This is a genomic window from Stenotrophomonas sp. STEN147 (genome assembly GCF_056757995.1).
On sequence record NZ_JBRRCG010000026.1, the window covers coordinates 15,709 to 40,485 of the forward strand.

Genomic DNA, 24,777 nt, shown 5'->3' on the forward strand with positions numbered 1-24,777 from the left:
GGCTCATGGCTGCTCCTGCCGTTACTTCAGGCTGATCGTGGTGTTGACGCCGTGGCTCAGCGTCTCGTCATCGAACCAGCGCGCGGTGACGGTCTTGGTCTGGGTGTAGAACAGCACCACCTGCTTGCCGTACGGGCCGAGGTCACCCAGCTTGGAGGCACGCGAGCCGGTGAAGGAGAACAGCGGCACCGGCACCGGGATCGGCACGTTGATGCCGACCTGGCCGACGTCGATGTCTTCCTGGAACCTGCGCGCGGCCGCGCCGGACTGGGTGAACAGTGCGGTGCCGTTGCCGTTCGGGTTGCTGTTGACCATCGCGATGGCGTCTTCCAGCGTTTCCGCTTCCAGGATCACCAGCACCGGCCCGAAGATTTCTTCCTGGTAGATGCGCATGTCGGTGGTGACACCGGCAAAGATGGTCGGGCCGACGAAGTTGCCCTTCTCGAAGCCATCGACCTGCGGATTGCGGCCGTCGAGCACCAGCTGCGCGCCCTGCTCCACGCCCGAGGCGATCAGGCCTTCCACGCGCTCGCGCGCGCTGCAGGAAATCACCGGGCCGACATCGGTACCGGACACGGTGCCACCGCTGACCTTCAGGGTCTTGGCCTTGGCCACCAGATCCTGCACCCAGCCGCGCGCTTCACCCACCAGCACCAGCGTGGAGGCCGCCATGCAGCGCTGGCCAGCGGCACCGAAGGCGGCACCGACCATCGCATTGAGGGTCTGCTCCTTGTTGGCATCCGGCAGCACCACGGCGTGGTTCTTGGCGCCCATCATGCACTGCACGCGCTTGCCGGCCAGCGACGCACGGTTGTACACGTGGGTACCCACGCGGGTGGAACCCACGAAGGAGACCGCCTTGATGTCCGGGTGGTCGCAGATCGCGTTGACCACTTCCTCGCCACCGTGGACGACATTCAGCACGCCCTTCGGAATGCCGGCTTCCAGCGCCAGTTCAACCAGGCGCATGGTGACCATCGGGTCCTGCTCGGACGGCTTGAGAATGAAGGTGTTGCCGGTGGCGATGGCCATCGGGAACATCCACAGCGGAATCATCGCCGGGAAGTTGAACGGGGTGATGCCGGCGCACACGCCCAGCGGCTGCATGATCGTGTAGGTATCCACGCCGTTGGCCACGTTGTTGGCCAGCTCGCCCAGCTGCAGGTTGCCGATGGCGGCGGCGTGCTCGACCACTTCCAGGCCGCGGAACACATCGCCTTCGGCATCCGGCAGGGTCTTGCCCTGTTCGGCGGTGAGGATGTGCGCCAGCTCGCTCATGTTCTCGCGGATCAGCTGCTGGTACTTCAGGAAGATGCGCGCACGGGTGCCGATCGGGGTCTTGCGCCAGGTCTTGAACGCTTCCTTGGCGGCGGCCACGGCAGCGTCCACTTCAGCAGTGGTGGCGAACGGGACCTGGGCCAGCACGTCCTGGGTGGCCGGGTTGATCACGTCCTGCCAGTGGGAGGTCGCCGATTCGACGAACTGGCCATCGATCAGCATGCGGATACGGGGCGCTGCAACAGTCATGACGACATCCAGGGGTGCGAAAGATGCTTGGCATTATTCACAGGCACCCGCTCGATTTCCGGCCTGAATCCGCTTAATCTGGCCAACACCCCTCACGATTCCTGTTAATTCTGTGAATCTGCCATCCTCACAGCGCCAGTTGGGCCTGCGCCTGCTGCGCCTGCGCGAGCAGCGCGGCTACAGCCAGATCGACCTGGCCCGCGCCCTGGGCCTGTCTGCCAGCTACCTGAACCAGATCGAGCGCAACAAGCGCCCGTTGACGCCCGCCGTGCAGAAGAAGCTGGGGGAGGTGTTGGGCGACGTTTCCGCCCTGTTCGACGAGGATGAACCCGCCGCGTTGCAGGAATCATTGGCCGAAACCCTGCGGGACCTGGGGCTGGCCGACGTCAGTGCCACCGAGCTGCGGGCACTGGCCGGCAACCTGCCGCAGGTAAGCCGGGCGCTGCTGGACCTGCATCGCCGCCACCTGGCGTTGCGGGAACATGCCGCCGCACTGGAGTTTCAGCTGGGCGAACCCGGTGCCGGCAGCACCCTGCCGGCGGGCGACCAGGTGCGCGAGTTCTTCAACCGCATGCACAACCACATCCCGGAGCTGGATGAGCTGGCCGAGCGGTTGTTCGCCGAATGGGGACTGTCGCCGGGGCACGTCGCCCCGCGCCTGCGCCAGTTGCTGGCTGATCGCCACGGCGTGCTGGTGGAAGTAACCGCATTGAAGGCTGGGCGCGAAAAGCGCCAGTACGATGCCGGTGCCCGCCGGCTGTGGCTGCCGGACTATCTGGAGCCGGGCCAGCAGGCCTTCCAGATGGCTGCCGAACTTGCACTGCACGGCTACCTGCCGCAGATCGATGCGGTGATTGCCCGCGCCGGATTCAGCGACGAGGCGCGCATCGCGCAGGCGCGCATCGGCCTGTCGAACTATTTCGCCGGGGCCCTGGTAATGCCCTACCTGCGCTTCCTGCGTGCGGCCGAAGCCAGCAGCTACGACATCGAGCTGCTGGCGCACCAGTTCGGTGTCGGCTTCGAAGCAGTCTGCCACCGGCTGAGCACGCTGGCCCGCCGCAGCGCGCCCGGCCTGCCGTTCTTCTTCATCCGTGTGGACCGCGCCGGCAACGTCTCCAAGCGTCACTCGGCCACCGACTTCCACTTCTCGCAGGTGGGTGGCTCATGCCCGCTGTGGATCGTCTACGAGGCGTTCAACCAGCCCGGCCGCATCCTGACCCAGACCGCGCGCATGCCCGATGGGCGGCGCCACTTCTGGCTGGCCCGGCAGGTCAGCAGCGGCCCGGTTGGTCACGGCCAACCACGCAAGACTTTCGCAGTAGCGCTGGGCTGCGACCTGCAGCATGCCGAGCGGCTGGTGTATTCGCTGGGGCTGGATGTGCAGAGCCCCGGCAATTCGGTTTCGATCGGCCCGGGTTGCCGGGTGTGCCCACGCGAGGACTGCATGCAGCGCGCGTTCGCGCAGTTACCGGGGCGATAGGGTTGGTTCGGCAGGGCTGCGCCCTGCACCTGCAGAAGCCGAAGCAACGGCAACGGCAAAAGCTGGCATTCCGTGGCGCTCACGCTGTCAGAACGACGCATTGCCCTGGTGGGTGTCGACCTTGGTCGACACGAACCCTGGCGATGAGCCGCCGCAGGGATCATATCGTGCCGACCAAGGTCGGCACCCACGAGACAAGGTCGGCACCCACCAGAACAGTTCAATCGGCTGCGGCAGCGGTCAGTAGATCGGCGTCACCTTCATCTGCGGCAGCGGCCGTGGTGCGCCGTCGGTGAGGTCCGGGCCGAGATCCTCCCAGCTGCGGCCCTGTTCGACCATCAGCCCCCACAACTGCTGTGACGCCAGCCGCTTGTCCTCCGAGCCCAGCTTGTACGACGGTGGCGACGGCACGCCGGCAGCCACCATCGTGTACGCCGCCCGATAGGCCAGCACCTGCTGCGCGGGATCGTCGGTACGCGCCACTTCCAGCGTGTAACGCTGGTAGGCCGAGGCCAGGTTGCGCCAGCGGATCCAGTAGTGATTCTCGAAGGAGAACGCGCAGAAGCGCGCACCGGCCAGGCTGCCCTTGTCGGCGATGCGGGTCAGCACCTCCTGCGGCATGTCCAGGTTCATGCCGCCCTCATCACCCTGCAGGGTGACGTGCACGATGCGGTCGCGATAGCCCGGAGCACGCGCCTGCAGCAGGTCGCGCCAGTTCTGCATGGTTGCCACCACCGCGAACAGGAAACGGCCGAGCTCGCCGGCGGCCACCGGTGCGGCGATGGACTGGTAGGTGCGTTGCCAGCCATGACGGTTTTCGCTGGGCAGGAACACCGATCGCTCCAGCGCCTGCCGTGCGTTGCCGCCGGAACCGACCTCCTCCGCATGCTGCGGATAGACCAGGTTGATGGCGAAGGTCGGCCAGCGCGGCAGCGCCGCGTCGAACAGATGGATCGGGAAGTTGCTGCTGATGCCCCCATCGGAGAACCAGCAGATGCGGAAGGCGGTGATCACCGGGCCGCAGGCCTGGCCGGCACTGGTCAGCCCCTCCATGCTGTCGGCCACGTTGTGTTCCGGATCGGAGGCGGTCGCCCCAGGCTCGCAGCGGCGCTCGCGGCGCGAGGGCTCATGCAGCGGCACTGCGCTGATCAGCAGCGGGAAACTCAGGCTCATCCGCGTTGCGACCAGTACCGGCAGCTGCGGCCCCTGGGGCAGGCGGTAATAGAGTCGTCCATCCACGCCCAGCGGCGGCCCCGCATGGTTGACCAGCCACTGCACCACGCTGGCCGGGAACAGCTGGTCGAACTCTTCGCGCAGGAACCAGAACTGCGCGCCGCCCAGCGGCAGCGTGCGGGGTTCGTTGTGCGATACGCAGGTGGTGATCATCTGCAGGGTGATGGCATGCGGGCTGTCCGGCTCGTCGGCATAGCGCGGCGCATCGTGCAGGTCGGCAAAGGTGAGCGGCACATCGGCCGGCTTGCCTGACAGCTGCTGCAGGCAGCCGTGCAGCCATTCCGTCAACGCCGGCCGGCGCGCGTCGCTGCCGAGGCCGCTGCACAGGCCCAGCAGATTGCGTCGTGCCACCCGCGCGACCCGCAGCGCGGCCCCGGCCACGCCAGCGCCGTAGGCGCACAGCAGGGACGGCAGCAACGTTGCCGCCACTCCACTCCAGCCGCCGCCCCACGCGCCCAGCGCAAGCAGCAATGCCAGCGACACCAGCACTTCCAGCGGCGCGATCTGGAACACGGCGATGGCCAGGCACAGCAGCTTGCGGGGCCAGCCTGCATTGCCGGTCAGCACCACCAGCAGCCGATAGGCTGCACGCGCGCCGCGCGCCGGCTGGAACAGACCGTAGATGAACCCGCGCCGCGACAGCTGCGCCGACACTGCCGACAATCCACCGTACCCGGCATCGCCGGGCAGCGGCTCGCCCGCCTGCTGGCGACGATCACCATAGGCCGCCGCCGCCGCCACCGCGGCGGCGATGGCGCCCGCCGAGGTGCCACCGATGCTCTTGAAGCGATACTCGCGCGCCAGCGCCAGTACCGCATTGGGGTACACGATGCCGCTGGTGATGCCACCTTTCATGACCAGATCGCAGTACTTCGCCGCCACACGTCACCTCCCGTCCGTCGGTTGCCAGTATCGCAAGCCGGCCTCTCACGGCCTGAGAAAGGCGCCACATCCCGGTGGTGTGATCCGGGGCCTTGACCATTGCTGCCAACCGGCCTACCTTGTGCACGCCGAAGGTATTCATCTCTTCATACGAATGAAGGGATGAATTTAAACGGGAATCCGGTGAAGGTGCTTCGCGCGCCCATTCCGGAGCTGCCCCGCAGCGGTGAATGGAAACGAATCCTGCCAACAGCACTGGGCTTGCGCCTGGGAAGCGGCAGGTAGTAGGTGGGCTGCGGCCCGTGTCCAACAGCCCGAATACCGGCCCCGGCCGGGGGACACGACCGTCCCCTGACTCGACCTGGAATCTCCGCGGGGAGGTTGCCGGGGCCGTCGTCGTCCTGCGCCTGCAGGGTGCGCGGCCACGTGCGTCCTTTTCACGGCATCCGGTTCGCCCGCGGGGGCGAAGGTCGCTGGCAAGACGCCCGTGGGCCGGCAACGGCACGCGTCGTCCTGCGGTTCCTTCGTTCCTCAATGCCGACATGCAATGAGGACACGCTGCAATGACCACTGTTACCAACCTGGGCTTTCCCCGCATCGGCGCCAAGCGCGAACTGAAGCGGGCGCTCGAACGCCACTGGGCCGGCGAGGACGACGCCGCCACCCTGCAGGCCACCGCCGCGGCGCTGCGTGCCCGGCACTGGCAGCTGCAGATCGAGGCCGGCGTCGATGTACCGCCGAGCAACGACTTCAGCCTGTACGACCAGGTGCTCGACACCGCATGGCTGTTCGATGCCATTCCCGAACGCTACCGCGAACTGGCCGCGCACGATCCACTGGCCGCCTACTTCGCCACGGCCCGTGGCCTGCAGCGCGATGGCATCGACCTGCGCGCGCTGGAGATGACCAAGTGGTTCGACACCAACTATCACTATCTGGTGCCGGAACTGCACGCGGACCAGGCCTTCGCCCTGCGCGGTGACAAGCCGCTGGCCGAGTTCAACGAGGCCAGGGCGCTGGGCATCCACACCCGTCCGGTGCTGCTGGGGCCGGTGAGCTTCCTGCTGCTGTCCAAGACCACCGACGGCAGCGCCGCGCTGGACCTGCTGGATGCGCTGCTGCCGGCCTATGCGCAGCTGCTCGGCCAGCTGGCCGACGCCGGTGCCGACTGGGTGCAGCTGGATGAGCCGCTGCTGGTGCAGGATCTCGACGCCGGTGCGCAGGCAGCCTATGAGCGCGCCTATGCCCGGTTGGCCACGGCACGGCGTCCGAAACTGCTGGTCGCGACCTATTTCGGTGCGCTCGAGGACAACCTGGCGTTGGCCACCGGCCTGCCGGTGGACGGACTGCACGTGGACCTGGTGCGCGCGCCGGAGCAGCTGGACGCCGTGTTGAAGGCGCTGCCGGCCGAGCGCGTGCTGTCGGCCGGCCTGGTCAACGGCCGCAACATCTGGCGCACCCATCTGGACAACGCACTGATCCTGGCCCGGTTTGCCCAGGTGGACCGCGGCGCCGACCGGCTCTGGCTGGCACCGTCCTGTTCCCTGCTGCACACGCCCGTGGATCTTGCGCTGGAAAAGAAGCTTGATGACGAACTGAAGGGCTGGCTGGCGTTCTCCCGGCAGAAGCTTCAGGAACTGCGCCTGCTGGCCGACGCGCTCGATGGCAGGGCGGATGCGGAAGCGGGCCTGGCTGCCAACCGCGCTGCGCTGGAGGGGCGTCGTCGCTCGCCACGCGTACACAACCCGGCCGTGGCCGCACGCCTGGCCGCGCTGACCGTTGCCGATGCGCAGCGGCACACCGCCTACCCGCAGCGCCGCGCAGCGCAGCATGCGGCGCTGCAGCTGCCGCTGCTGCCCACCACCACGATCGGTTCCTTCCCGCAGACGCTGGAGGTGCGCGAGGCACGCGCCCGGCACAAGTCCGGCAAGCTGGGCCTGGCCGAGTACGAGGCCTTCCTGGAACAGCAGACCGCGCATGCGGTACGCGTGCAGGAAGCGCTGGGCCTGGACGTGCTGGTCCACGGCGAATTCGAGCGCAACGACATGGTCGAGTACTTCGGCGAGCAGCTGGAAGGCTTCGCCTTCACCGGCAACGGCTGGGTGCAGAGCTATGGCTCGCGCTGCGTCAAACCGCCGGTGATCTTCGGCGACGTCAGCCGCCCGCAGCCGATGACGGTGCGCTGGTCCAGTTACGCGCAATCGCTCACCGACAAGCCGATGAAGGGCATGCTGACCGGTCCGGTGACGGTACTGCAGTGGTCGTTCGTGCGCGACGACCAGGAACGCGATGTGACCTGCCGGCAGATCGCGCTGGCCCTTCGGGACGAAGTGCAGGACCTGGAAGCAGCCGGCATCGGCGTGATCCAGGTGGACGAGCCGGCCATCCGCGAGGGGTTGCCGTTGCGCCGCGCCCACTGGCGCGCCTACCTGGACTGGGCGGTGGAGTCGTTCCGCATCAGTACCAGCGGCGTGCGCGATGCCACCCAGATCCACACCCACATGTGCTATTCAGAGTTCAACGACATCATCCACTCGGTGGCGGCAATGGACGCGGACGTGATCTCGATCGAGACCTCGCGCTCGCGCATGGAACTGCTGGATGCCTTCGTGAAGTTCAACTATCCCAACGAGATCGGCCCGGGCGTGTATGACATCCACTCCCCCCGCGTGCCGGACAAGGCGGAGATGGTGGACCTGCTGCGCAAGGCGCTGGCCGTGCTGAAGCCGGAGCAGCTGTGGGTCAACCCGGACTGCGGGCTGAAGACTCGTGGCTGGCCGGAAACCCGCGCTGCACTGCAGGCACTGGTTGCCGCCGCAGTGGAACTGCGTGCCGAGCACGCCGACGCCCGCGTCGCCTGACCTGTCTCTCCACCCCGATGCACGGGCCGCCGCCGTTGCCGGCGGTCCGTGCGGTACCTGATGATGACCGAGCTCCAACGCCCCACCCTGTCCCTGCCCGCCGACGGCAAGCGCCTGCTGCTGCATTCGTGCTGTGCGCCCTGCTCCGGCGAAGTGATGGAGGCGATCACCGCCTCCGGGATCGACTACGCGATCTTCTTCTACAACCCCAACATCCATCCGGTGAAGGAATACGAGCTTCGCAAGCAGGAGAACATCCGCTTCGCCGAGCAGCATGGCATCCCCTTCATCGACTGCGACTACGACACCGACAACTGGTTCAGCCGCGCGCGCGGCATGGAGAACGAACCCGAGCGCGGCATCCGCTGCACGATGTGCTTCGACATGCGCTTCGAGCGCACGGCGCTGTACGCGCATGAGCACGGCTACGACACCATCAGCTCGTCGCTGGGCATCTCGCGCTGGAAGAACATGGCGCAGATCAATGACTGCGGCATCCGCGCCGCGGCGCGCTACGAGGGCCTGCAGTACTGGGATTACAACTGGCGCAAGGGCGGTGGTGCCAGCCGCATGATCGAGATCAGCAAGCGCGAGCGGTTCTACCAGCAGGAGTACTGTGGCTGCGTGTACTCGCTGCGCGATGCCAACCGGCACCGCCGGGAGACCGGCCGCGAGCGGATCCGGATCGGGCTGCTGTATTACGGCCAGGACAACGAAACGCCGCAGGGCGATTGACGTGTGGCGAGGGGGCGGCCACGCTGGTCGCCTCTTCCGCCGCGCTGGAACGTCCATGCCCACCCTGCCCGCCACTGTCGCCCTGCTGGTGATCGATCTGCAGCCGGACTTCATGCCCGGTGGCGCGCTGGCCTGCGACCGCGGCGATGCGCTGGTCGCGCCGATCGCGCAGCTGCTGGCGCAGCGCCGCTACCGCACCGTGGTGGCCACCCAGGACTGGCATCCCGCGGACCATGCTTCGTTCGCCAGCCAGTACCCCGGCCATCGTCCGTTCGAAACGATCCTGCTGCATGCGCAACCTCAGACCCTGTGGCCGGACCACTGCGTGCAGGGCAGCGCCGGTGCCGCCCTGCATCCGCAGGTGGACTGGAACATGGCCGACCTGATCCTGCGCAAGGGCACCCGCCAGCAGGTGGATTCCTACAGCGCCTTCCGCGAGAACCACGGCCCCGATGGCGGGCGCCCCGCCACTGGCCTGGCCGGCTGGCTGCACGAGCGCGGCATCGACGAGGTGCACGTCTGTGGCCTGGCCCGCGACTACTGCGTGCTGTGGAGCGCGCAGGACGCAGCCACGTCCGGCTTCAGGGTGAAATTCCTCTGGGACCTGACCCGGCCGGTGACCGAGGCCAACGACGGGATGGTGCGCGAAGCACTGGGCACTGCGGGGATCGGGATCCTCTGACGCACGTCCGGCCGGGCAGGTATCAGCGGAACACCACCGTGCGGTGCCCGTTGAGCAGGATGCGGTGCTCCACATGGCGGCGCACGGCACGCGCCAGCACCTGCGATTCGGTATCGCTGCCCAGGCGTACCAGGTCGCGCGGCGTCATCGCATGATCGACCCGGGCCACGTCCTGTTCGATGATCGGACCTTCGTCCAGATCCTCGGTGACATAGTGCGCGGTTGCGCCGATGATCTTGACCCCGCGCGCGTGCGCCTGGTGATAGGGCTGCGCGCCCTTGAAGCTGGGCAGGAAGCTGTGATGGATGTTGATCGCCCGGCCGGCCAGCGCGCGGCACAGGGTGGGTGAAAGAATCTGCATGTAGCGCGCCAGCACCACCAGGTCGATACGCTCGTGTTCGACCAGATCGATGATCTGCTGTTCCTGCACCGCACGCGTATCCGCGTTCACCGGCAGATGGTGGAACGGCACGCCGTAGGACGCAGCCAGCGGTGCGAAATCGGCATGGTTGGACACCACTGCCGCGATATCCACTTTCAGCTGCCCGCTGTGCGCACGGAACAGCAGGTCATTCAGGCAGTGCCCCTGCTTGCTGACCAGCACCAGCAGGCGCGCACGACGCCGACCGTCCTGCAGCTGCCAGTCCATGCCGAACTCGCGGGCCAGTGCTGCCATGGACGCATGTACCGTGTCCAGGGGCAGGCTGGCGTCGCGGTCGAAATGCACGCGCAGGAAGAACCGGCCGCTTTCCTCGTCGCCGAACTGCTGGGCGTCGAGAATGTTGCAGCCATGATCGAACAACAGGCCCGACACGCGGTAGACGATGCCGGTACGGTCGGGGCAGGACAGGGTGAGGATGGAATCGGGTCGCATCCTGCAAGTGTAGGGCAGCACCCCGCCCGCGTGATCCATTGTCACCGATGCAACGAACCGCTTCGGACAGTTCCAAGTGATCGTGGCCGTCTTTCGTGGCACGCTGGCGGGTCATGAACCTGTTGCAGCTGATCCGCAGCTTCACCCGTACCGCAGACACCGGCAGCATTGCCGCTGCGGCCCGCAGCCTTGGCATCAGCGCCACCGCCGTGGGCCAGAACATCCATCGCCTGGAGGCACACCTGGGCGTGCGCCTGCTGAACCGCAGCACGCGCCAGCTGGCGCTGAGCGAGGCCGGGGCCCTGTACCTGGCGCAGGTGCGCCACATCGAAACCGATCTGGCGCGGGCGCAGGCCCTGGTCACCAGCGGTGACATCGAGCCGGCCGGGCCATTGCGCATCGCCAGCAGCCGCGCGTTCGGCCGCCACGTGCTGGCCCCCCTGCTGCCTTCACTGCAGCAACGCTATCCGCAGCTGCAGCTGGAACTGCGGCTGTCCGACCGGGCCGTGCAGCATGGTCCGGAGGCGGTCGATGCCAGCATCCGCATCGGTGCGCAGCTGGAGGACGGCGTCGTGGCGCGGCCGCTGGCACGCATCCCCTTCGTCTTCTGCGCCTCGCCTGCCTACCTGCAGGCGCATGGCTGGCCACAGGAGCCGTCCGATCTGCGCGGCCATCGGGGGGTGCTGCATCGTTTCCCCACCGATGGGCGGCCTCTGCGCTGGGGCCTGCGCAAGGGCGACCAGCGCGCGGATGCGCCGCTGCCGCCCGGCATGGTGTGCGATGACATCGACGCGCTGGCCGAACTGGCCGCGGCCGGTGCCGGCATCACCCGGCTGGCGGCCTTCGTGGCCGATCCCTTCCTGCGCGATGGCCGGTTGCAGGCGGTGTTCGGCGCGGACAGCGCATGGCGCCCGGAGCCGATGGAGGTCTATTTCTGCGTCAGTGACCGCCGCGACTTCACCGCCAGGATCCGTGCACTGTTCGATCACCTGCAGGCCGGCCTGCCGCCGGCCTGGCGGGCATGACCTTCAGCGCGGGGTGAACACGCCGCGTGCCTCACGCGGCTCGCAGCGCAGGTACTGCGCGGCCGGCACCACGCTGTCGCCCAGCGCGGCTGCCGCGTGCCAGGGCCAGCGCGGGTCGTAGAGGATGCCGCGGGCCAGGGCGATGGCATCGGCGTGGCGATGACGCAGGATCGATTCGGCCTGCTCCGGTTCGGTGATCATCCCCACCGCGATGACCGGCATGCGCACCTTGGCCTTGATCGCGGCCGCGAACGGCACCTGGTAGCCCGGCCCGACGCTGATCTTCTGGCGCTCATCCAGGCCGCCGCTGGAGACGTGCAGGAAATCGCAGCCACGCGCGTCCAGCACCTGGGACAGCGCTTCGCTCTGCAGCAGATCCCAGCCACCGTCGACCCAGTCGCTGGCGGAGATGCGCACGCCGACGGCCACCTTGTCGGACACTGCCGCGCGCACGGCATCGAATACCTCTACCAGCAGGCGCAGGCGATTGGGCAGCGAACCCCCGTAGCCATCGGTGCGCCGGTTGCTCAGCGGTGACAGGAACTGGTGCAGCAGATAGCCGTGCGCGGCATGCACTTCGATCAGTTCGAAGCCCAGGCGTTCGGCGCGCACCGCGCTGGCGGCGAAGGCAGCAACGATTCCCGCGATGCCCGCCTCATCCAGTTCCTGCGGCGCGGGATCGGCAGCATGGAACGGCAGCGCTGACGGCGCCACCGTGGTCCAGCCACGTGCATCATCGGCCGGCAGCTGGCCACCGCCGTCCCAGGGACGCTGTACCGAGGCCTTGCGGCCGGCATGGCCCAGCTGGATGCCCAGCGGCATCGGCGACCAGCGCCGCACGCTGGCCAGCACGTGTGCCAGCGCAGCTTCGGTACCGTCATCCCACAGGCCGAGGTCGGCCCAGCTGATGCGTCCACGCGGCTCGACCGCCGTCGCTTCCAGGATCAGCAGGCCGGCACCGGATTGCGCCAGGTTGCCCAGATGCATGGCGTGCCAGTCGCTGGCGCGCCCGTCTTCGGCGGAGTACTGGCACATCGGCGCGATGACGATGCGGTTGGACAGGGTCAGGGGGCCGAAGGTGATCGGCGAGAACAGCTGGCTCACGAGGGGTGCAGGGACGGGCAGAAGGGGGTGCGTATTGCACCGCTGCTAGGGCGGCGAATCAACCATGTGGATGGATCGCTGTTTCGCGGTGGCACTGCATGCTCGCCGGGCATGGCCCGGCGCTACCCGATGACGGACCCGGCCAGCGCTTCAGCGCAATCGCGCTCGTCCTTGAACTGCAGCAGGTCGTCGGCACGGGTGCGGCCACGGTTCACGGCAACCACCGGCAGTCCGGCCTTTGCTGCGGCCTGCACGAAACGGAAGCCGGAATAGACCATCAGCGAGGACCCCACCACCAGCACGGCATCGGCCTGCTGCAGGTGCTCATGCACTGCCGCCACGCGTTCACGCGGCACGTTCTCGCCGAAGAACACCACGTCCGGCTTCAGCAGGCCGCCACAGGATGGACAGTCGGGCACCACGAAGGAGGAAAAATCGGTCTCCAGATCGGCATCGCCGTCGGGAGCGATGCCGGCCTCGAGCGTGTCCCAGCCGGGATTGGCGTCCAGCAGGCGCTGCTGGAACGCCTGGCGACCGCTGCGGCGCTCGCAGCCCATGCAGCGCACCAGGTCCAGCCGCCCATGCAGGTCGATCACGTTCTGGCTGCCGGCGCGCTGGTGCAGGCCATCCACGTTCTGGGTCAGCAGCAACTGCACCTTGCCTTGCTTCTCCAGCGCGGCCAGCGCCTGGTGGGTGCCGTTGGGCTGGGCCAGGCCGAAGCGCGGCCAGCCCAGCAGGCTGCGTGCCCAGTAGCGCTGGCGGGTGGCGGCCTCGCCCATGAATGCCTGGTAGGTGACCGGCGGCGTGCGTTTCCATTGGCCATCGGTATCCCGGTAATCGGGGATTCCCGAGGCCGTGCTGCAACCGGCGCCGGTCAGCACGAACAGGCGCTGGGCGCGGTCGATGAAGTCGGTCAGCGGCGGGCTCATGCCGACCAGATGGGGGCAGCACGGCGCCCCCACAAGCGCCGGCTCAGGGCGCCGGCAGCGGCGGTACCGCGATCGGCTGGCCCGCCTCGTCCAGCGCGATCATCACGAAGTGGCCGCGCGTGCAGAGCCTGCGCTCGCCGCTGTGCAGGTCTTCGGCAATCAGTTCCACCTCGACCTTCATCGAGCTGCGGCCGACCTCGACGATGCGGCCAATCGTTTCCACCATCTGGCCGATGCGGATCGGCAGCTTGAAGTCGACCTGGTCGCTGCGCGCGGTGACCACGGTGCGGCGCGAGTAGCGGGCGGCGGCGAGGAAGGCGGCCTTGTCCATCCATGCCAGCGCCTGGCCACCAAACAGCGTGCCCATGTGGTTGGTATGGTTGGGAAAGACGATTTCAGCCATGCGCACTTCGATCGGTGGCACGGTTTTTTCAGGGATCGGGGTCATCGGCAGGGCTTCGGTGTGGGGTCCGGCAATGTTAAGCCAGGCCCCGTACAGGCGGCGCTACACTGCGCCACGCCCATTGCCAGGACTGCCCATGCCCGCGACCTCCGATCTGCTGGCCTTCGCCCTCATCTCGCTGGGCATGGTGCTCACGCCCGGGCCGAACATGATCTACCTGGTCTCGCGCTCGATCTGCCAGGGCCGCCGCGCCGGCCTGGTCTCGCTGGGTGGGGTGGTGCTGGGTTTCGTGTTCTACATGCTGTGCGCGGCGCTGGGCATCACCGCCCTGCTGATGACGGTGCCGTTCGCCTACGACGCGCTGCGCATCGGGGGGGCGTTGTACCTGCTGTACCTGGCCTGGCAGGCGCTCAAACCCGGTGGCCGCTCGCCGTTCGCGGTGCGCGACCTGCCGCAGGACAGCCCACGCAGATTGTTTGCGATGGGCTTTCTGACCAATCTGCTGAACCCGAAGATCGCGGTGATGTACCTGTCCCTGCTGCCGCAGTTCCTGCATCCGGACGGACACGGCAGCGTGCTGATGCAGTCGCTGGTCCTGGGGGCTACCCAGATCGTGGTGAGCCTGAGCGTGAACGCGGTGATCGTGGTGCTGGCCGGCAGCATCGCGGCATTTCTCGCCGCGCGCCCCACTTGGCAGGCGGCACAGCGCTGGCTGATGGGCACGGTCCTGGCCGGGCTGGCGGTGCGCATGGCGGTGGAAGGGCGGCGGTAGCGCCGGGCCATGCCCGGCGCTACCCACAAAAAACCCCGGCGTTGGCCGGGGTTTTCGCTGCGACAGGCCTGACCGGACGGGTCAGAAGTTCATGTCGAAGGCAACTTCGCCCTGCACGCCGACCTGGTAGGCCGAAACGCGGCGTTCGAAGAAGTTGGTCAGCTCCTGCACGTCCTGCAGTTCCATGAACGGCAGCGGGTTGCGCACGTTGTATTTCTTTTCCATGCCCAGCTTGGCGAAGTGCTGGTCGGCGCAGTGCTGCAGGTACTGGCGCATGTCGCGCGTGGAGATGCCGGCCACGCCGCCGGACAGCACGTCCTCGGCGAACTGCACTTCGCATTCGATCGCTTCGGCCAGCATGTCGTACACCTGCTGCTTCATCTCGTCATCGAACAGGTCCGGCTCTTCCTCGCGGACCACGCGCACCGACTCGAACGCGAACTCCATGTGGGCGCTTTCGTCGCGGAACACCCAGTTGGTGCCCGAGGCCAGGCCCGGCAACAGGCCGCGCGAACGGAAGTAGTACACGTAGGCGAACGCAGCAAAGAAGAACAGGCCTTCGATGCAGGCGGCGAAGCAGATCTGGTTGAGCAGGAACTGGCGGCGCTGTTCGCGGGTTTCGATGCGGGTCAGGTCCTGGATCGAGTCGATCCACTTGAAACAGAAATCGGCCTTCTTCTTGATCGAGTCGATGTTCTCCACCGCCGAGAACGCCTTGGCGCGCTCTTCCGGGTCCGGCAGGTAGTTGTCCAGCAGGGTCAGGTAGAACTGCACGTGCAGCGCTTCTTCATACAGCTGGCGCGACAGGTACATGCGCGCTTCCGGCGCATTGAGGTGCTGGTACAGGTTCAGCACCAGGTTGTTGGACACGATCGAATCGCCGGTGGCGAAGAACGCGACCAGGCGATGGATCAGGTGGCGCTCACCCGGCGACATCTTGCTGTGCAGGTCGGTGATGTCGATCTGGAAATTGATCTCTTCCACCGTCCAGGTGTTCTTGATCGCATTCCGGTACATGTCATAGAACTGCGGGTAGCGCATCGGGCGCAACGTCAGTTCAAAACCGGGATCGAGCAGCATCTGCTTGGGCTTGTCGGCCATGGGTGTTTCCTTGTCTTCTCGGGTCAAAACGCCGGGCATGGCCCGGCGCTACCTTGTCATTGCGCAGCCGGGCCGAGCCCGGCTCCATCTACGGCACAGCGCGGATTACTGGCAGGCCTCGCAGGCTTCCGGGTTCTCCAGCGAGCAGGCGATGGCTTCGTCCGGGCTGAACACCTTGGCCGGGGCCGCGTTGCTGACCGTGGTCTTGGCGATCTTGGTGGCCGGACGCGAGCGCAGGTAGTAGGTGGTCTTGATGCCCTGCTTCCACGCGTACATGTACATGGACGACATCGCGCCGATGTTCGGGCTTTCCATGAACAGGTTGAGCGAGGCCGACTGGTCGATGAAGGCACCACGCTCGGCGGCCATGTCGATCAGCGAACGCATCGGCAGTTCCCATGCGGTGCGGTAGACCTCGCGCAGGGTTTCCGGAATCTGCGTCAGGCCGGCGATGGAACCTTCGGCCAGCTTGATGGCATCGCGCATGTCGGCGGTCCACAGGCCCAGCTTCTTCAGCTCGTTCACCAGGTAGCGGTTGACCTGCAGGAAGTCACCGGACAGGGTTTCGCGCTTGAACAGGTTGGACACCTGCGGCTCGACGCACTCGTAGCAGCCGGCGATGGAGGCGATGGTCGCGGTCGGGGCGATCGCGATCATCAGCGAGTTGCGCAGGCCGTGCTCCTTGATGCGGGCACGCAGGGCATCCCAGCGCGCGGTGTCTTCCGGCACCACGTTCCAGGCGTCGAACTGCAGTTCGCCACTGGCGGCACGGGTGTCGTTGAACGACGGGTGCTTGCCGCGTTCCTGCGCCAGCTCGGTCGAGGTTTCCAGCGCGTGGAAGTAGATCGTCTCGGCGATCTTCTTCGACAGGGCACGGGCTTCGGCGCTGTCGAACGGCAGGCGCTTGCGGAAGAACACGTCCTGCAGGCCCATGCAGCCCAGGCCGACCGGGCGCCAGCGCAGGTTGGCGCGGCGGGCGGTTTCGATCGGGTAGAAGTTCAGGTCGATGACACGGTCGAGCTGGCGCACGGCCAGGCGCACGGTCTCGGCCAGCTTCTCGAAGTCGAACTCGTTGTGCTCGTCGAAGTGGTTGCCCAGGTTGATCGAACCCAGGTTGCACACCGCGGTTTCATCGTTGGAGGTGACCTCCAGGATTTCCGTGCACAGGTTGGACAGGTGGATCACGTTGCCCGGACGCAGGGTCTGGTTGCTGGCGCGGTTGCACTTGTCCTTGAAGGTCATCCAGCCGTTGCCGGTCTCGGCCAGCGTACGCATCATGCGGGCGTACAGCTTGCGGGCGGAGATGGTGCGGTTGGCCTTGCCCTGGGCTTCGGCCTGCAGGTAGGCCTGCTCGAAGGCTTCGCCGAACAGATCGGTGAACTCCGGCACGACGCGCGGATCGAACAGCGACCATTCCTGGTCGGCCTCGACGCGCTTCATGAACAGGTCCGGCACCCAGTTGGCCAGGTTCAGGTTGTGGGTACGGCGGGCTTCGTCGCCGGTGTTGTCACGCAGCTCGAGGAAATCCTCGATGTCGGCGTGCCAGGTTTCCAGGTACACGCAGGCCGCGCCCTTGCGCTTGCCACCCTGGTTCACCGCCGCCACGGACGAGTCCATGGTCTTCAGCCACGGCACGATGCCGTTGGAATGGCCGTTGGTGGACTTGATGAGCGAACCACGCGAACGCACGCGGGTGTAGCTGACGCCGATGCCGCCGGAGAACTTCGACAGCTGGGCGATGTCGCCGTACTTGGCGTAGATCGACTCCAGCGAGTCCTGCGGCGAATCGAGCAGGAAGCACGAGGACAGCTGCTCATGGGTGGTGCCGGAGTTGAACAGGGTCGGGCTGGACGGCAGGTAGTCCAGGTTGCCCATGCGCTTGTACAGCGCCAGGGTCTCGGACACGTCCTCGCTCAGCGCGCTGGCGATGCGCAGGAAGAACTGCTGCGGGGTCTCGATCACCTTGCGGGTGTGCGGATGGCGCAGCAGGTAGCGGTCGTACAGGGTACGCAGGCCGAAGTAATCGAAGTTCAGGTCCAGCGAGATGTCGATCGCATCGTTGAGCTTGCGCGCGTTGGTCTGCACGAAGTTCAGCAGGCGGTCGTTGATCAGGCCGACTTCATGGCCACGGCTGACCGACTGCGAGAAGGCATAGATTTCCTGGCCCGACACTTCCTTGGCGATGTAGTTGGCCAGCAGGCGCGCGGCCAGACGGCCGTACTCGGGTTCTTCACCGATCAGCAGGGCGGCGGTGCGGATGGACAGCTCGTCCAGCTCGCGGGTGGTGGCGCCGTTGTACAGGCCGGAAATGGTGCGGGTGGCCACGCGCATCGGATCGACGGCGTGCAGGCCTTCGGAGGAACGCTGCACCGCACGCACGATCTTGTTCAGGTCCACCAGTTCGGTCGTGCCATTGCGCTTGGTCACACTCATCGCGTTGGCCGTCGGCGGCGACGTCAACAGGAACTCGCTTTCCTTTTCGATGGTGGCGCTGGTTTCGGTGGTCACGGCGTGTGTCCTCTTGGCGTGATGGGGTGGTTGCAGGTGCATCGGTGGCGCGGCCCAGGACATGACGGTCCAGGATGGCAGCTGGGCGTCGCAGGAGGTGAGACCTGCGCCTGCCGCTGCCGTGACGGTCGCCGACGGGTATCGCGGTGGACGGGGATGCCGCGCGGCTCCCGCCTCTGCGCCTTCCCCGTTGTCCTTGCGACGTGGGGTCGCTGCGACCGATGGCCACAAGATAGTGGGGGTGGTGGGGTCCGTCAACGCCAAATGTAGTGAAATTCGGCAATCCCTTGCGCCGCAAGGATCGTGCCATCGGCGCCCGGATCAGACGCTTTGGACCTGCCGGAACGGGCCGCGCAGTCAAGACCGGAACGCGTCATTCCGGCAGTACAACGGCGTGCGGAAACAGAACAATGACAGCTTCACATGACAGTAACGGAATGACCAAGGGACAACCCTGTGGATAGAAGGTGGGCAGCCGGTGGGAATCCGGTGGACGGCGTGACTTCCGGCCGATGACGGATACGCCGGAGAGGCAGACGCTGGCCTCTGGCGACTGGAAAAGGAATGTCCAATGGACCTGCGACTGCCTGCCCTGGCAGTGCTGTCGGCGCTGTGCATCATGCCGGCGCAGGCGGCCGACGCGCCGAAGCTGCACGCGGACCAGTGTGGCATCCGCACGGACTATGACGTGCTGGTGGACAGCGGCGGCATCTGGCTGCGACACGGCCCGCAGGCGCCGCACGAGGTGGTGTTCCACGATGGTGTGCTGAGCCTGGATGACACGATCGTGCCGGTCAGCGACGCCGATGCCGCCCGCCTGCGCCAGCTGGAGGCCGGCGCGCGCCGGTTGATGCCCGCCGCCACGGCATTGGCGCGCGATGTCAGCCAGCTGAGCTTCGACGCGCTCGATGGCGTCTACGAGAGCCTGACCGGCACCGCCAACAGCCGCAAGGTCAGGCGCCTGCGGCGGCAGGCGGATGACTGGATCGAGGGGACACTCGGAAAGGGCTACTGGGAACAGGCGACCTTCGGCCCCGGATTCGAGGCGAAGGTGCAGGACATGGCCGAGACGCTGTCCGGCTCGATCGCCCGCAGTGTGCTCTGGCAGGTCTTCACCGGCCGCAGCGACGCCATGGAGGAACGTGCCGAGCGCCTGGATGCCGAGCTGGACCGGCGCCTGGAAGCCGGTGCCCAGCGTGTGGAGGCCAGCGCCATGGCGTTGTGCCCGCTGGTGCGTGCGCTGGCCGATACCCACGATGCGCTGGAAGTGCGTTACCAGGGCCAGCCGCTGCGGCTGCTGGAGCGCAGCGACAACGGCCTGCAGGTGTCGACCGGGCCGGAGGAGCGGCCGCAGGGGAACGCACTGGCGCCCAGCCGGTAACGTCGAGCTGCCGCTGCAGCACCTGCGCGCGGCTGCCCTTCCGGCAGATCGTGCAGCTCCCGGGCCCTCACGCCCGGTGCGGGGTACCCAGGTATTCAGCACTCTGCATCTCGATCAGGCGCGAGGCGGTGCGCTCGAACGCGCCCTGCAGGCGCTGGCCGGTGTACAGCTCGACCGGCGAGGTGCTGGCGGTGCAGACCAGGTTGACGTGGCGGTCGTACAGTTCGTCGATCAGGTTGACGAAGCGGCGCGCGGCATCTTCGTTCAGGCGATCGAAGGCGGGAATGCCGCCCAGCAGCACCGTATTGAACTCGTGCGCGATCTCGATGTAGTCCGATGGGCCGCGCGGGCCTTCGCACAGGGCGGCGAAGTCGAACCAGGCGATGCTCTTGCCCCGGCCGCGGACCGGAATCTTGCGGCCTTCGATCTCGATGTTGCCGGCCTTGGCGGGTTGACCACCACTCAGTTCGTTCCAGCGCGTGGCGAGCCAGTCGTCGCTGTCGGCGGCCAGCGGCGCGCGGTACACCGGCGAGCGGGTCAGCGCGCGCATCCGGTAATCCTCCGTGCCTTCGGCGTACAGCTCGACGCAGAAGCGCTGCAACAGGCTGATGGCGGGCAGGAAGCTCTCGCGCTGCAGGCCATTGAGATACAGGTTCTCCACCGCGGTATTGGAGGTGGTGACCAGGGTCACGCCCTCGGCGAACAGGCGTTCGAGCAGGCGCGCCAGCAGCATGGCGTCGCCGATGTCGGTGACGAAGAATTCGTCCAGCACCAGTACGCGCAGGTTGCTGCGCCATTCCTGGGCGATCTTCGCCAACGGGTCGCTCTGGCCCTGGTGCTCGCGCAGGCGCTCGTGGACGCTGCGCATGAAACGATGGAAGTGGGTGCGGTACTTCTGCTTGATCGGCAGCCCGTCGTAGAACAGGTCCACCAGGAAGGTCTTGCCGCGGCCGACACCCCCCCAGAAATACAGCCCCTTGACCGGCTCGGGCTTCTTCCAGAACGAGGACAACCGGTCCAGCCAGCCGTCGTCGGCGTTGTCCAGCAGGCCCACGTGGATGCGGTCCAGCTCGGCCAGCGCCGCGTGCTGGGCGGGGTCGTCCTGCCAGTCACCCCGGGCAACCCCGGCCGCATACCGCTGCGACGGGGTCAACTCGACTGCACTCATGCCGTTGCGCCCAGCCAGTGCTTGACGCCGTGGGTCAACGCACCACGCAGGTCGATCAGCTTGCGATGGAAGAAGTGGCTGGTGTCGGGCATCCGCACCAGCTCATGCGGAGCCTGCAGCGCGTCCAGCCACTGATAGACCGCCTGCGGGTCGACGATCTCGTCCTGCTCGCCCTGGATCACCAGCCAGCGGGCCGGTGGCTGCACGCCGTCGAAATCCCAGCGGCCGGCCGGCGGCGCGATCGAGATCAGCGCCTCCGGCTGCAGCGTGGCGGCTGCCTTCAGCGAAACGAACGCACCAAAGCTGAAGCCGGCCAGCCACAGGCGGTGGTCGGGGCGCTGGCTGCGCACCCAGGCGGTCACGGCCTTCAGGTCATCCTGCTCGCCCACGCCACCATCGAAGGTGCCCGCCGAACCACCGACGCTTCGGAAGTTGAAGCGCACCGTGGCGATGCCCAGCTCGCGCAGGGTGCTGGCGGTCATGGTGACTACCTTGTTGTGCAGGGTGCCGCCCTCGGTGGACAGCGGGTGGCAGACGATGGCCACGATCGGCTGCACCGGCACATCGGCCTTGGGCAGGTCGACGACCACTTCCAGCGGGCCGGCCGGGCCGTCCAGTTCGAGGCAGGCGGTTTCGCCAGGGGCGACGGGGAACGAAGGCTTGTGCATGGCACCATGATACCGTCCCCCGCCCCTGCCCTGTGCCCGCCCCATGCTCTACCTGTCTTTGGCCGTGATCTGCAGCGTGCTGGTTTCAGTGTTGTTGAAGGTGGCCGGACGCCGCCAACTGGATGTTGCGCAGATGGTCACCTGGAACTACCTGGTGGCTGCGACCCTGACGGCCGTGGTGCTGCAGCCACCGCTGGATGCGCTGCGCGCGCCGCATGCCCCGTGGCCGTCGTTGCTGGCGCTGGCGGTGGTGCTGCCCTCGATCTTCCTGGTGCTGGGCCGCGCGGTGGCGGTGGCCGGCATCGTCCGCAGCGACGTGGCGCAGCGGCTGTCGCTGCTGCTGTCACTGGCGGCGGCGTTCCTGTTCTTCGGCCAGACCGCCACGCCGTGGAAGCTGGCCGGGCTCGGCCTGGGCCTGCTGGCGATGGTGGCCATCAGCCTGCGCCCGCGCGGCCCAGCGGTGGCGTCCTCGCCCGGTGGCTGGGGCTGGCTGCTGGGCGTATGGGGCGGCTTCGCGGTGGTGGACGTGCTGCTCAAGCAGGTGGCGCTGTCCGGCACGCCGTCGATGGCGGCGGTGCTGGCCAGTTTCAGCGTGGCCTTCGTGCTGATGCTGGCACTGCAGCTGTGGCGGCACTTCAGCGGTCGCAGCCGGCTGGCCTGGCACAACCTCGGCGCGGGTGCGCTGCTGGGCCTGCTCAACGGCGGCAACATCCTGTTCTATGTGCACGCGCACCAGGCGATGCCGGACAGCCCGGCCACGGTGTTCGCCGGCATGAACATCGGTGTGGTGGTACTGGGCGCGCTGGTGGGCGTGTTTGCCTTTGGCGAACCGACCACGAAGTGGAACCGGGCCGGCCTGGCGCTGGCGGTACTGGCGATCGGATTGATCGCCTGGGGGTGAGTACGGGTTGCGCCGGGCCATCCCCGGCAGATCGTTTCCGCGACCGCGCAGAGGTGTCACCTTCTTTGCGCGCAAAGAAAGCAACCAAAGAAACGCTCCGCCGACCGCGAGCCGGTGCGGCCCCATGCCCGGCTCCATCCGGGCGGATGCCTCACAGCTGGGTCATTTGTCGAAGCCCAGCAGCAGCGGGTCGTGGTCGGAGCTGCGCCATGGGCCGGGCACATTGCGCCCCTGGTAGCCGCTGGCGTCCTGCTCGTCGGCATTGCTGTGCCATTCGGCGGCGCCCGCCAGGCGGCGGGCCATGGACGGACTCAGCAGGGCGTGGTCGAGGCGACCGCTGTAGCCGTTGTAGACGTAGCTGTAGGGATGTTCGACCTTGGCCACCTTGAAGGCATCCTGCCAGCCCAGGGTGTGCAGCGTGCGGATCGGATCCTCCATCGCATAGGCGTTGAAATCGCCCAGCATCACTACATCCTTCACCTTCAGGCGCGCGGCTTCGGCCTGCACCCACTGGTTGAGCTGGCGGGCCGATTCGACGCGCGTCGCATTCCAGCAGCCCTGGCCATCGTTGCGGTCGGCGTCGGCACCGCTGGCGTCGCGGCACCCCTTGGACTTGAAGTGGTTGGCGACCACCATGAACGGCGCGCCCTTGCCCTGGAAAGCCTGTGCCAGCGGTGCGCGGCTGTGCTCGGCAAACGGGCCATCAAGCTTGGTCAACGGCGGGCCCAATGTCTTGAACGCACCGCGCTTGTAGATGATGCCGACGCGGATGGGATTGGTGCCGGGGCCTTCGCCCGGATCGACCGCCACCCATGCGTCGTCCGGCCCGGCGTGCGGCCGGTCATTGAGCGCGGCCAGCAGTTCGGCAATGGCCGACTGCGGTCCGTAGCCATCGTTCTCCAGCTCCATCAGGGCGGCGATGTGGGTATCGAGCGCATTGATGGTGGCGACCAGCTTGGCTACCTGGGCCTTGTGCTCCTCCAGCGTGCGGGCACCGCGCAACGTCGGGAAGCCGCCGCCCTGGCCGTCGCCATTGAAGTAGTTTTCCAGGTTGAACGCCGCGATACGCAGGCTGCCAGGCAACTCCGGCACCGCCGGCCGCTGCAGTGCGGGCAGGCTCAGCGTGCCTTCCACCTGCAGCTGCGGGCGGCCCTGCGCGTCCACGCGGACGATGCCTTCCACATTGCGCAGCAGCATGCCGGTGCGCAGCACCGGGTCGCCCGGCAGGTAGGCCACGCTGCCCGGATCACGCACGTCGCTGCCATCGTCCAGGACCAGGCGGCGGCGCAGGTTGTCAGCCATCACCTGTTCGATGCCGGCGGTGCCCGGCGCGGCCACTTCGGTCGGCTGCCACAGGCGACCGCCGAAGGCGACCGTCAGCCGGCCGAAGCGTTCCAGAGCGTCGGTGCCGGCCAGGGTCAGCGGCGCAGCGATGCGCACACGCTGGCCGTCCAGCGCGCGCCAGTCGGCCGGCGCGGTGGCCAGTACAACGGTGGAGTTGCGCGGGGTGGACGTCGCCGGGGCCGGCATGGCCTGCGGCTGGGCCTGGGCAAAGGCAGGTGCCGGCAGCAGCAGGGACAGGGCGAGAACAAGGGAACGGCGGCGCATCGACGGGCAGACTCCACGGAAGGGGGGCACAGACTAACCCCGAAATACGAACGCCCGACTGCAGCCCGGCGATCGGCCCAGGTGGGCAAAGCCCCGGGGGCCGTCGACGACGGGATCGCAGCGCCGGGCCCATGCCCGGCAGCCGCCCGCGCAGGTGGAGCAGAGGCTGCCGAGGGCAGGCCCGGCGCTGCGGAAAGGCCCTACTTCAGGTTGCCCAGCATCCAGTCCACGGTGGCGTGGATCTGTTCCTCGGTCAGCGCCGGGTTGCCGCCCTTGGGAGGCATGATGCCGCCGTCCGGGCCGGTGTAGCCCTCGATGGCGTGCTTGTAGAGCGTGTCCTTGCCCTGCGTGATGCGCTGGTCCCAGTGCGCGCGGTCCAGGGTCGGCGCCTGGCCCACCCCGGTGGTGTGGCAGGCGGTGCACAGGTTGTCGAAGATGACCTTGCCATCGGTGGTGCCGCCGTAGGCCACCTGCGAGGCGGCCTTGGCCAGTGCGGCCGCCTTGGCCGCTGCCTGCGCGGCCGCACCGGTACTGCCGGCGTACACCGCTCCGGTCGGCGCGATGCGCTGTTCGGTGCGTTTGGCCGCAGTGGGCGACACCTCGGGCGGAATCCGGGTGTGCAGGAAGGCGGCAAGGAAGATCAGACCCAGAGTGATGGCCATCAACAGCGCGATCACCATGGAGAAGCGTTTCAGGAACTCCAGATCGTAATTCCGCACTCTTCGTTACCCCTGGCTGGTAGTCGTTGGACCACGGCTGAGCGACTGCGTGATGGGCCGAGTATAGAACGCGCCCTGCGCGCGACAACAGGCTTCGCTGCTGGTGCGTCGCAGCATCGCGGGATCGGCCACATGCGGTAGCGCCGGGGCCAGCCCCGCCAGGACCCCCCCCCCCCCAAGCCCCCCGGCCAGGGCCCGGCCAAACCCGGTAAACGG

At 67.4% G+C, this 24,777-nt stretch carries 20 protein-coding genes and 1 riboswitch; of the genes, 8 read left to right on the forward strand and 12 right to left on the reverse strand.

The window, feature by feature from the left end; translation table 11 throughout:
* Positions 1–21: 21 nt before the first annotated feature.
* On the reverse strand, positions 22–1,527 hold the full coding sequence (locus tag ACVOKU_RS17800; RefSeq protein WP_053520140.1) for a CoA-acylating methylmalonate-semialdehyde dehydrogenase: 1,506 nt from the start codon (positions 1,525–1,527) through the stop codon (positions 22–24).
* Between the two features lie 118 nt (positions 1,528–1,645).
* Between ACVOKU_RS17800 and ACVOKU_RS17805 the strand changes: the two genes are divergently transcribed.
* Entirely contained in the window at positions 1,646–3,007 is a 1,362-nt protein-coding gene (locus ACVOKU_RS17805) for a helix-turn-helix domain-containing protein (protein ID WP_481560533.1), read from the forward strand.
* A 240-nt stretch (positions 3,008–3,247) separates the two neighbouring features.
* Here the strand turns inward: ACVOKU_RS17805 and ACVOKU_RS17810 are convergent, their stop codons facing one another.
* The gene (locus ACVOKU_RS17810) at positions 3,248–5,095 is read right to left on the reverse strand and encodes a patatin-like phospholipase family protein (RefSeq protein ID WP_065182160.1); all 1,848 of its coding nucleotides are present in this window, start codon (positions 5,093–5,095) and stop codon (positions 3,248–3,250) included.
* A gap of 141 nt (positions 5,096–5,236) precedes the next feature.
* Positions 5,237–5,466: riboswitch (cobalamin riboswitch) on the forward strand.
* A gap of 219 nt (positions 5,467–5,685) precedes the next feature.
* Between ACVOKU_RS17810 and metE the strand changes: the two genes are divergently transcribed.
* The 3 genes from metE to pncA are packed head-to-tail and all read left to right on the forward strand — an operon-like array spanning position 5,686 to position 9,400.
* A complete protein-coding gene (gene metE / locus ACVOKU_RS17815; RefSeq protein WP_481560525.1) occupies positions 5,686–7,983 on the forward strand; it encodes a 5-methyltetrahydropteroyltriglutamate--homocysteine S-methyltransferase in 2,298 nt (765 codons plus the stop codon).
* Between the two features lie 60 nt (positions 7,984–8,043).
* The gene (locus tag ACVOKU_RS17820; RefSeq protein ID WP_428992936.1) at positions 8,044–8,718 is read left to right on the forward strand and encodes an epoxyqueuosine reductase QueH; all 675 of its coding nucleotides are present in this window, start codon (positions 8,044–8,046) and stop codon (positions 8,716–8,718) included.
* A 55-nt stretch (positions 8,719–8,773) separates the two neighbouring features.
* Positions 8,774–9,400, forward strand: a complete 627-nt coding sequence (gene pncA / locus ACVOKU_RS17825; RefSeq protein ID WP_481560526.1) for a bifunctional nicotinamidase/pyrazinamidase — start codon at positions 8,774–8,776, stop codon at positions 9,398–9,400.
* 22 nt (positions 9,401–9,422) lie between these two features.
* On the opposite strand, the gene purU is transcribed toward pncA, so the two are convergent.
* Positions 9,423–10,274, reverse strand: a complete 852-nt coding sequence (gene purU, locus ACVOKU_RS17830; RefSeq protein WP_053518573.1) for a formyltetrahydrofolate deformylase — start codon at positions 10,272–10,274, stop codon at positions 9,423–9,425.
* A gap of 113 nt (positions 10,275–10,387) precedes the next feature.
* On the opposite strand from purU, the gene ACVOKU_RS17835 reads away from it, so the two are divergent.
* Positions 10,388–11,299, forward strand: a complete 912-nt coding sequence (locus tag ACVOKU_RS17835) for a LysR family transcriptional regulator (RefSeq protein ID WP_128987914.1) — start codon at positions 10,388–10,390, stop codon at positions 11,297–11,299.
* A 3-nt stretch (positions 11,300–11,302) separates the two neighbouring features.
* On the opposite strand, the gene ACVOKU_RS17840 is transcribed toward ACVOKU_RS17835, so the two are convergent.
* The 3 genes from ACVOKU_RS17840 to ACVOKU_RS17850 all read right to left on the reverse strand — a co-directional run bounded on the left by ACVOKU_RS17840 (position 11,303) and on the right by ACVOKU_RS17850 (position 13,780).
* The gene (locus ACVOKU_RS17840) at positions 11,303–12,403 is read right to left on the reverse strand and encodes an NADH:flavin oxidoreductase/NADH oxidase (protein WP_481560527.1); all 1,101 of its coding nucleotides are present in this window, start codon (positions 12,401–12,403) and stop codon (positions 11,303–11,305) included.
* A 122-nt stretch (positions 12,404–12,525) separates the two neighbouring features.
* Positions 12,526–13,332 carry an NAD-dependent protein deacetylase gene (locus ACVOKU_RS17845; RefSeq protein ID WP_481560528.1) on the reverse strand — a complete coding sequence of 269 codons (807 nt, stop codon included), beginning with the start codon at positions 13,330–13,332 and terminating at the stop codon, positions 12,526–12,528.
* A gap of 43 nt (positions 13,333–13,375) precedes the next feature.
* Positions 13,376–13,780 carry an acyl-CoA thioesterase gene (locus ACVOKU_RS17850; protein ID WP_481560529.1) on the reverse strand — a complete coding sequence of 135 codons (405 nt, stop codon included), beginning with the start codon at positions 13,778–13,780 and terminating at the stop codon, positions 13,376–13,378.
* A gap of 91 nt (positions 13,781–13,871) precedes the next feature.
* On the opposite strand from ACVOKU_RS17850, the gene ACVOKU_RS17855 reads away from it, so the two are divergent.
* A complete protein-coding gene (locus ACVOKU_RS17855) occupies positions 13,872–14,507 on the forward strand; it encodes a LysE family translocator (protein WP_481560530.1) in 636 nt (211 codons plus the stop codon).
* An 81-nt stretch (positions 14,508–14,588) separates the two neighbouring features.
* On the opposite strand, the gene ACVOKU_RS17860 is transcribed toward ACVOKU_RS17855, so the two are convergent.
* On the reverse strand, positions 14,589–15,608 hold the full coding sequence (locus tag ACVOKU_RS17860; RefSeq protein ID WP_005420683.1) for a ribonucleotide-diphosphate reductase subunit beta: 1,020 nt from the start codon (positions 15,606–15,608) through the stop codon (positions 14,589–14,591).
* Between the two features lie 105 nt (positions 15,609–15,713).
* Positions 15,714–18,116: a ribonucleoside-diphosphate reductase subunit alpha gene (locus ACVOKU_RS17865; protein ID WP_065182038.1), complete on the reverse strand. Its 2,403-nt coding sequence runs from the start codon at positions 18,114–18,116 to the stop codon at positions 15,714–15,716.
* Between the two features lie 571 nt (positions 18,117–18,687).
* On the opposite strand from ACVOKU_RS17865, the gene ACVOKU_RS17870 reads away from it, so the two are divergent.
* Positions 18,688–19,497, forward strand: a complete 810-nt coding sequence (locus tag ACVOKU_RS17870) for a DUF2884 family protein (protein ID WP_053518587.1) — start codon at positions 18,688–18,690, stop codon at positions 19,495–19,497.
* A 67-nt stretch (positions 19,498–19,564) separates the two neighbouring features.
* On the opposite strand, the gene zapE is transcribed toward ACVOKU_RS17870, so the two are convergent.
* Positions 19,565–20,665, reverse strand: a complete 1,101-nt coding sequence (zapE, locus tag ACVOKU_RS17875) for a cell division protein ZapE (protein WP_053518589.1) — start codon at positions 20,663–20,665, stop codon at positions 19,565–19,567.
* Positions 20,662–21,333, reverse strand: a complete 672-nt coding sequence (locus tag ACVOKU_RS17880) for an alpha/beta hydrolase (protein WP_481560531.1) — start codon at positions 21,331–21,333, stop codon at positions 20,662–20,664. Before ACVOKU_RS17880 ends, zapE begins: the two co-directional genes overlap by 4 nt.
* Positions 21,334–21,376: 43 nt before the next feature.
* Between ACVOKU_RS17880 and ACVOKU_RS17885 the strand changes: the two genes are divergently transcribed.
* On the forward strand, positions 21,377–22,234 hold the full coding sequence (locus ACVOKU_RS17885) for an EamA family transporter (RefSeq protein WP_053518593.1): 858 nt from the start codon (positions 21,377–21,379) through the stop codon (positions 22,232–22,234).
* Positions 22,235–22,396: 162 nt separating this feature from the next.
* On the opposite strand, the gene ACVOKU_RS17890 is transcribed toward ACVOKU_RS17885, so the two are convergent.
* Both ACVOKU_RS17890 and ACVOKU_RS17895 read right to left on the reverse strand, forming a co-directional pair.
* A complete protein-coding gene (locus tag ACVOKU_RS17890; protein WP_481560532.1) occupies positions 22,397–23,842 on the reverse strand; it encodes an ExeM/NucH family extracellular endonuclease in 1,446 nt (481 codons plus the stop codon).
* 200 nt (positions 23,843–24,042) lie between these two features.
* Complete coding sequence (locus tag ACVOKU_RS17895; RefSeq protein ID WP_053518595.1) at positions 24,043–24,561, reverse strand: c-type cytochrome; 519 nt, start codon at positions 24,559–24,561, stop codon at positions 24,043–24,045.
* Positions 24,562–24,777 lie beyond the last annotated feature (216 nt).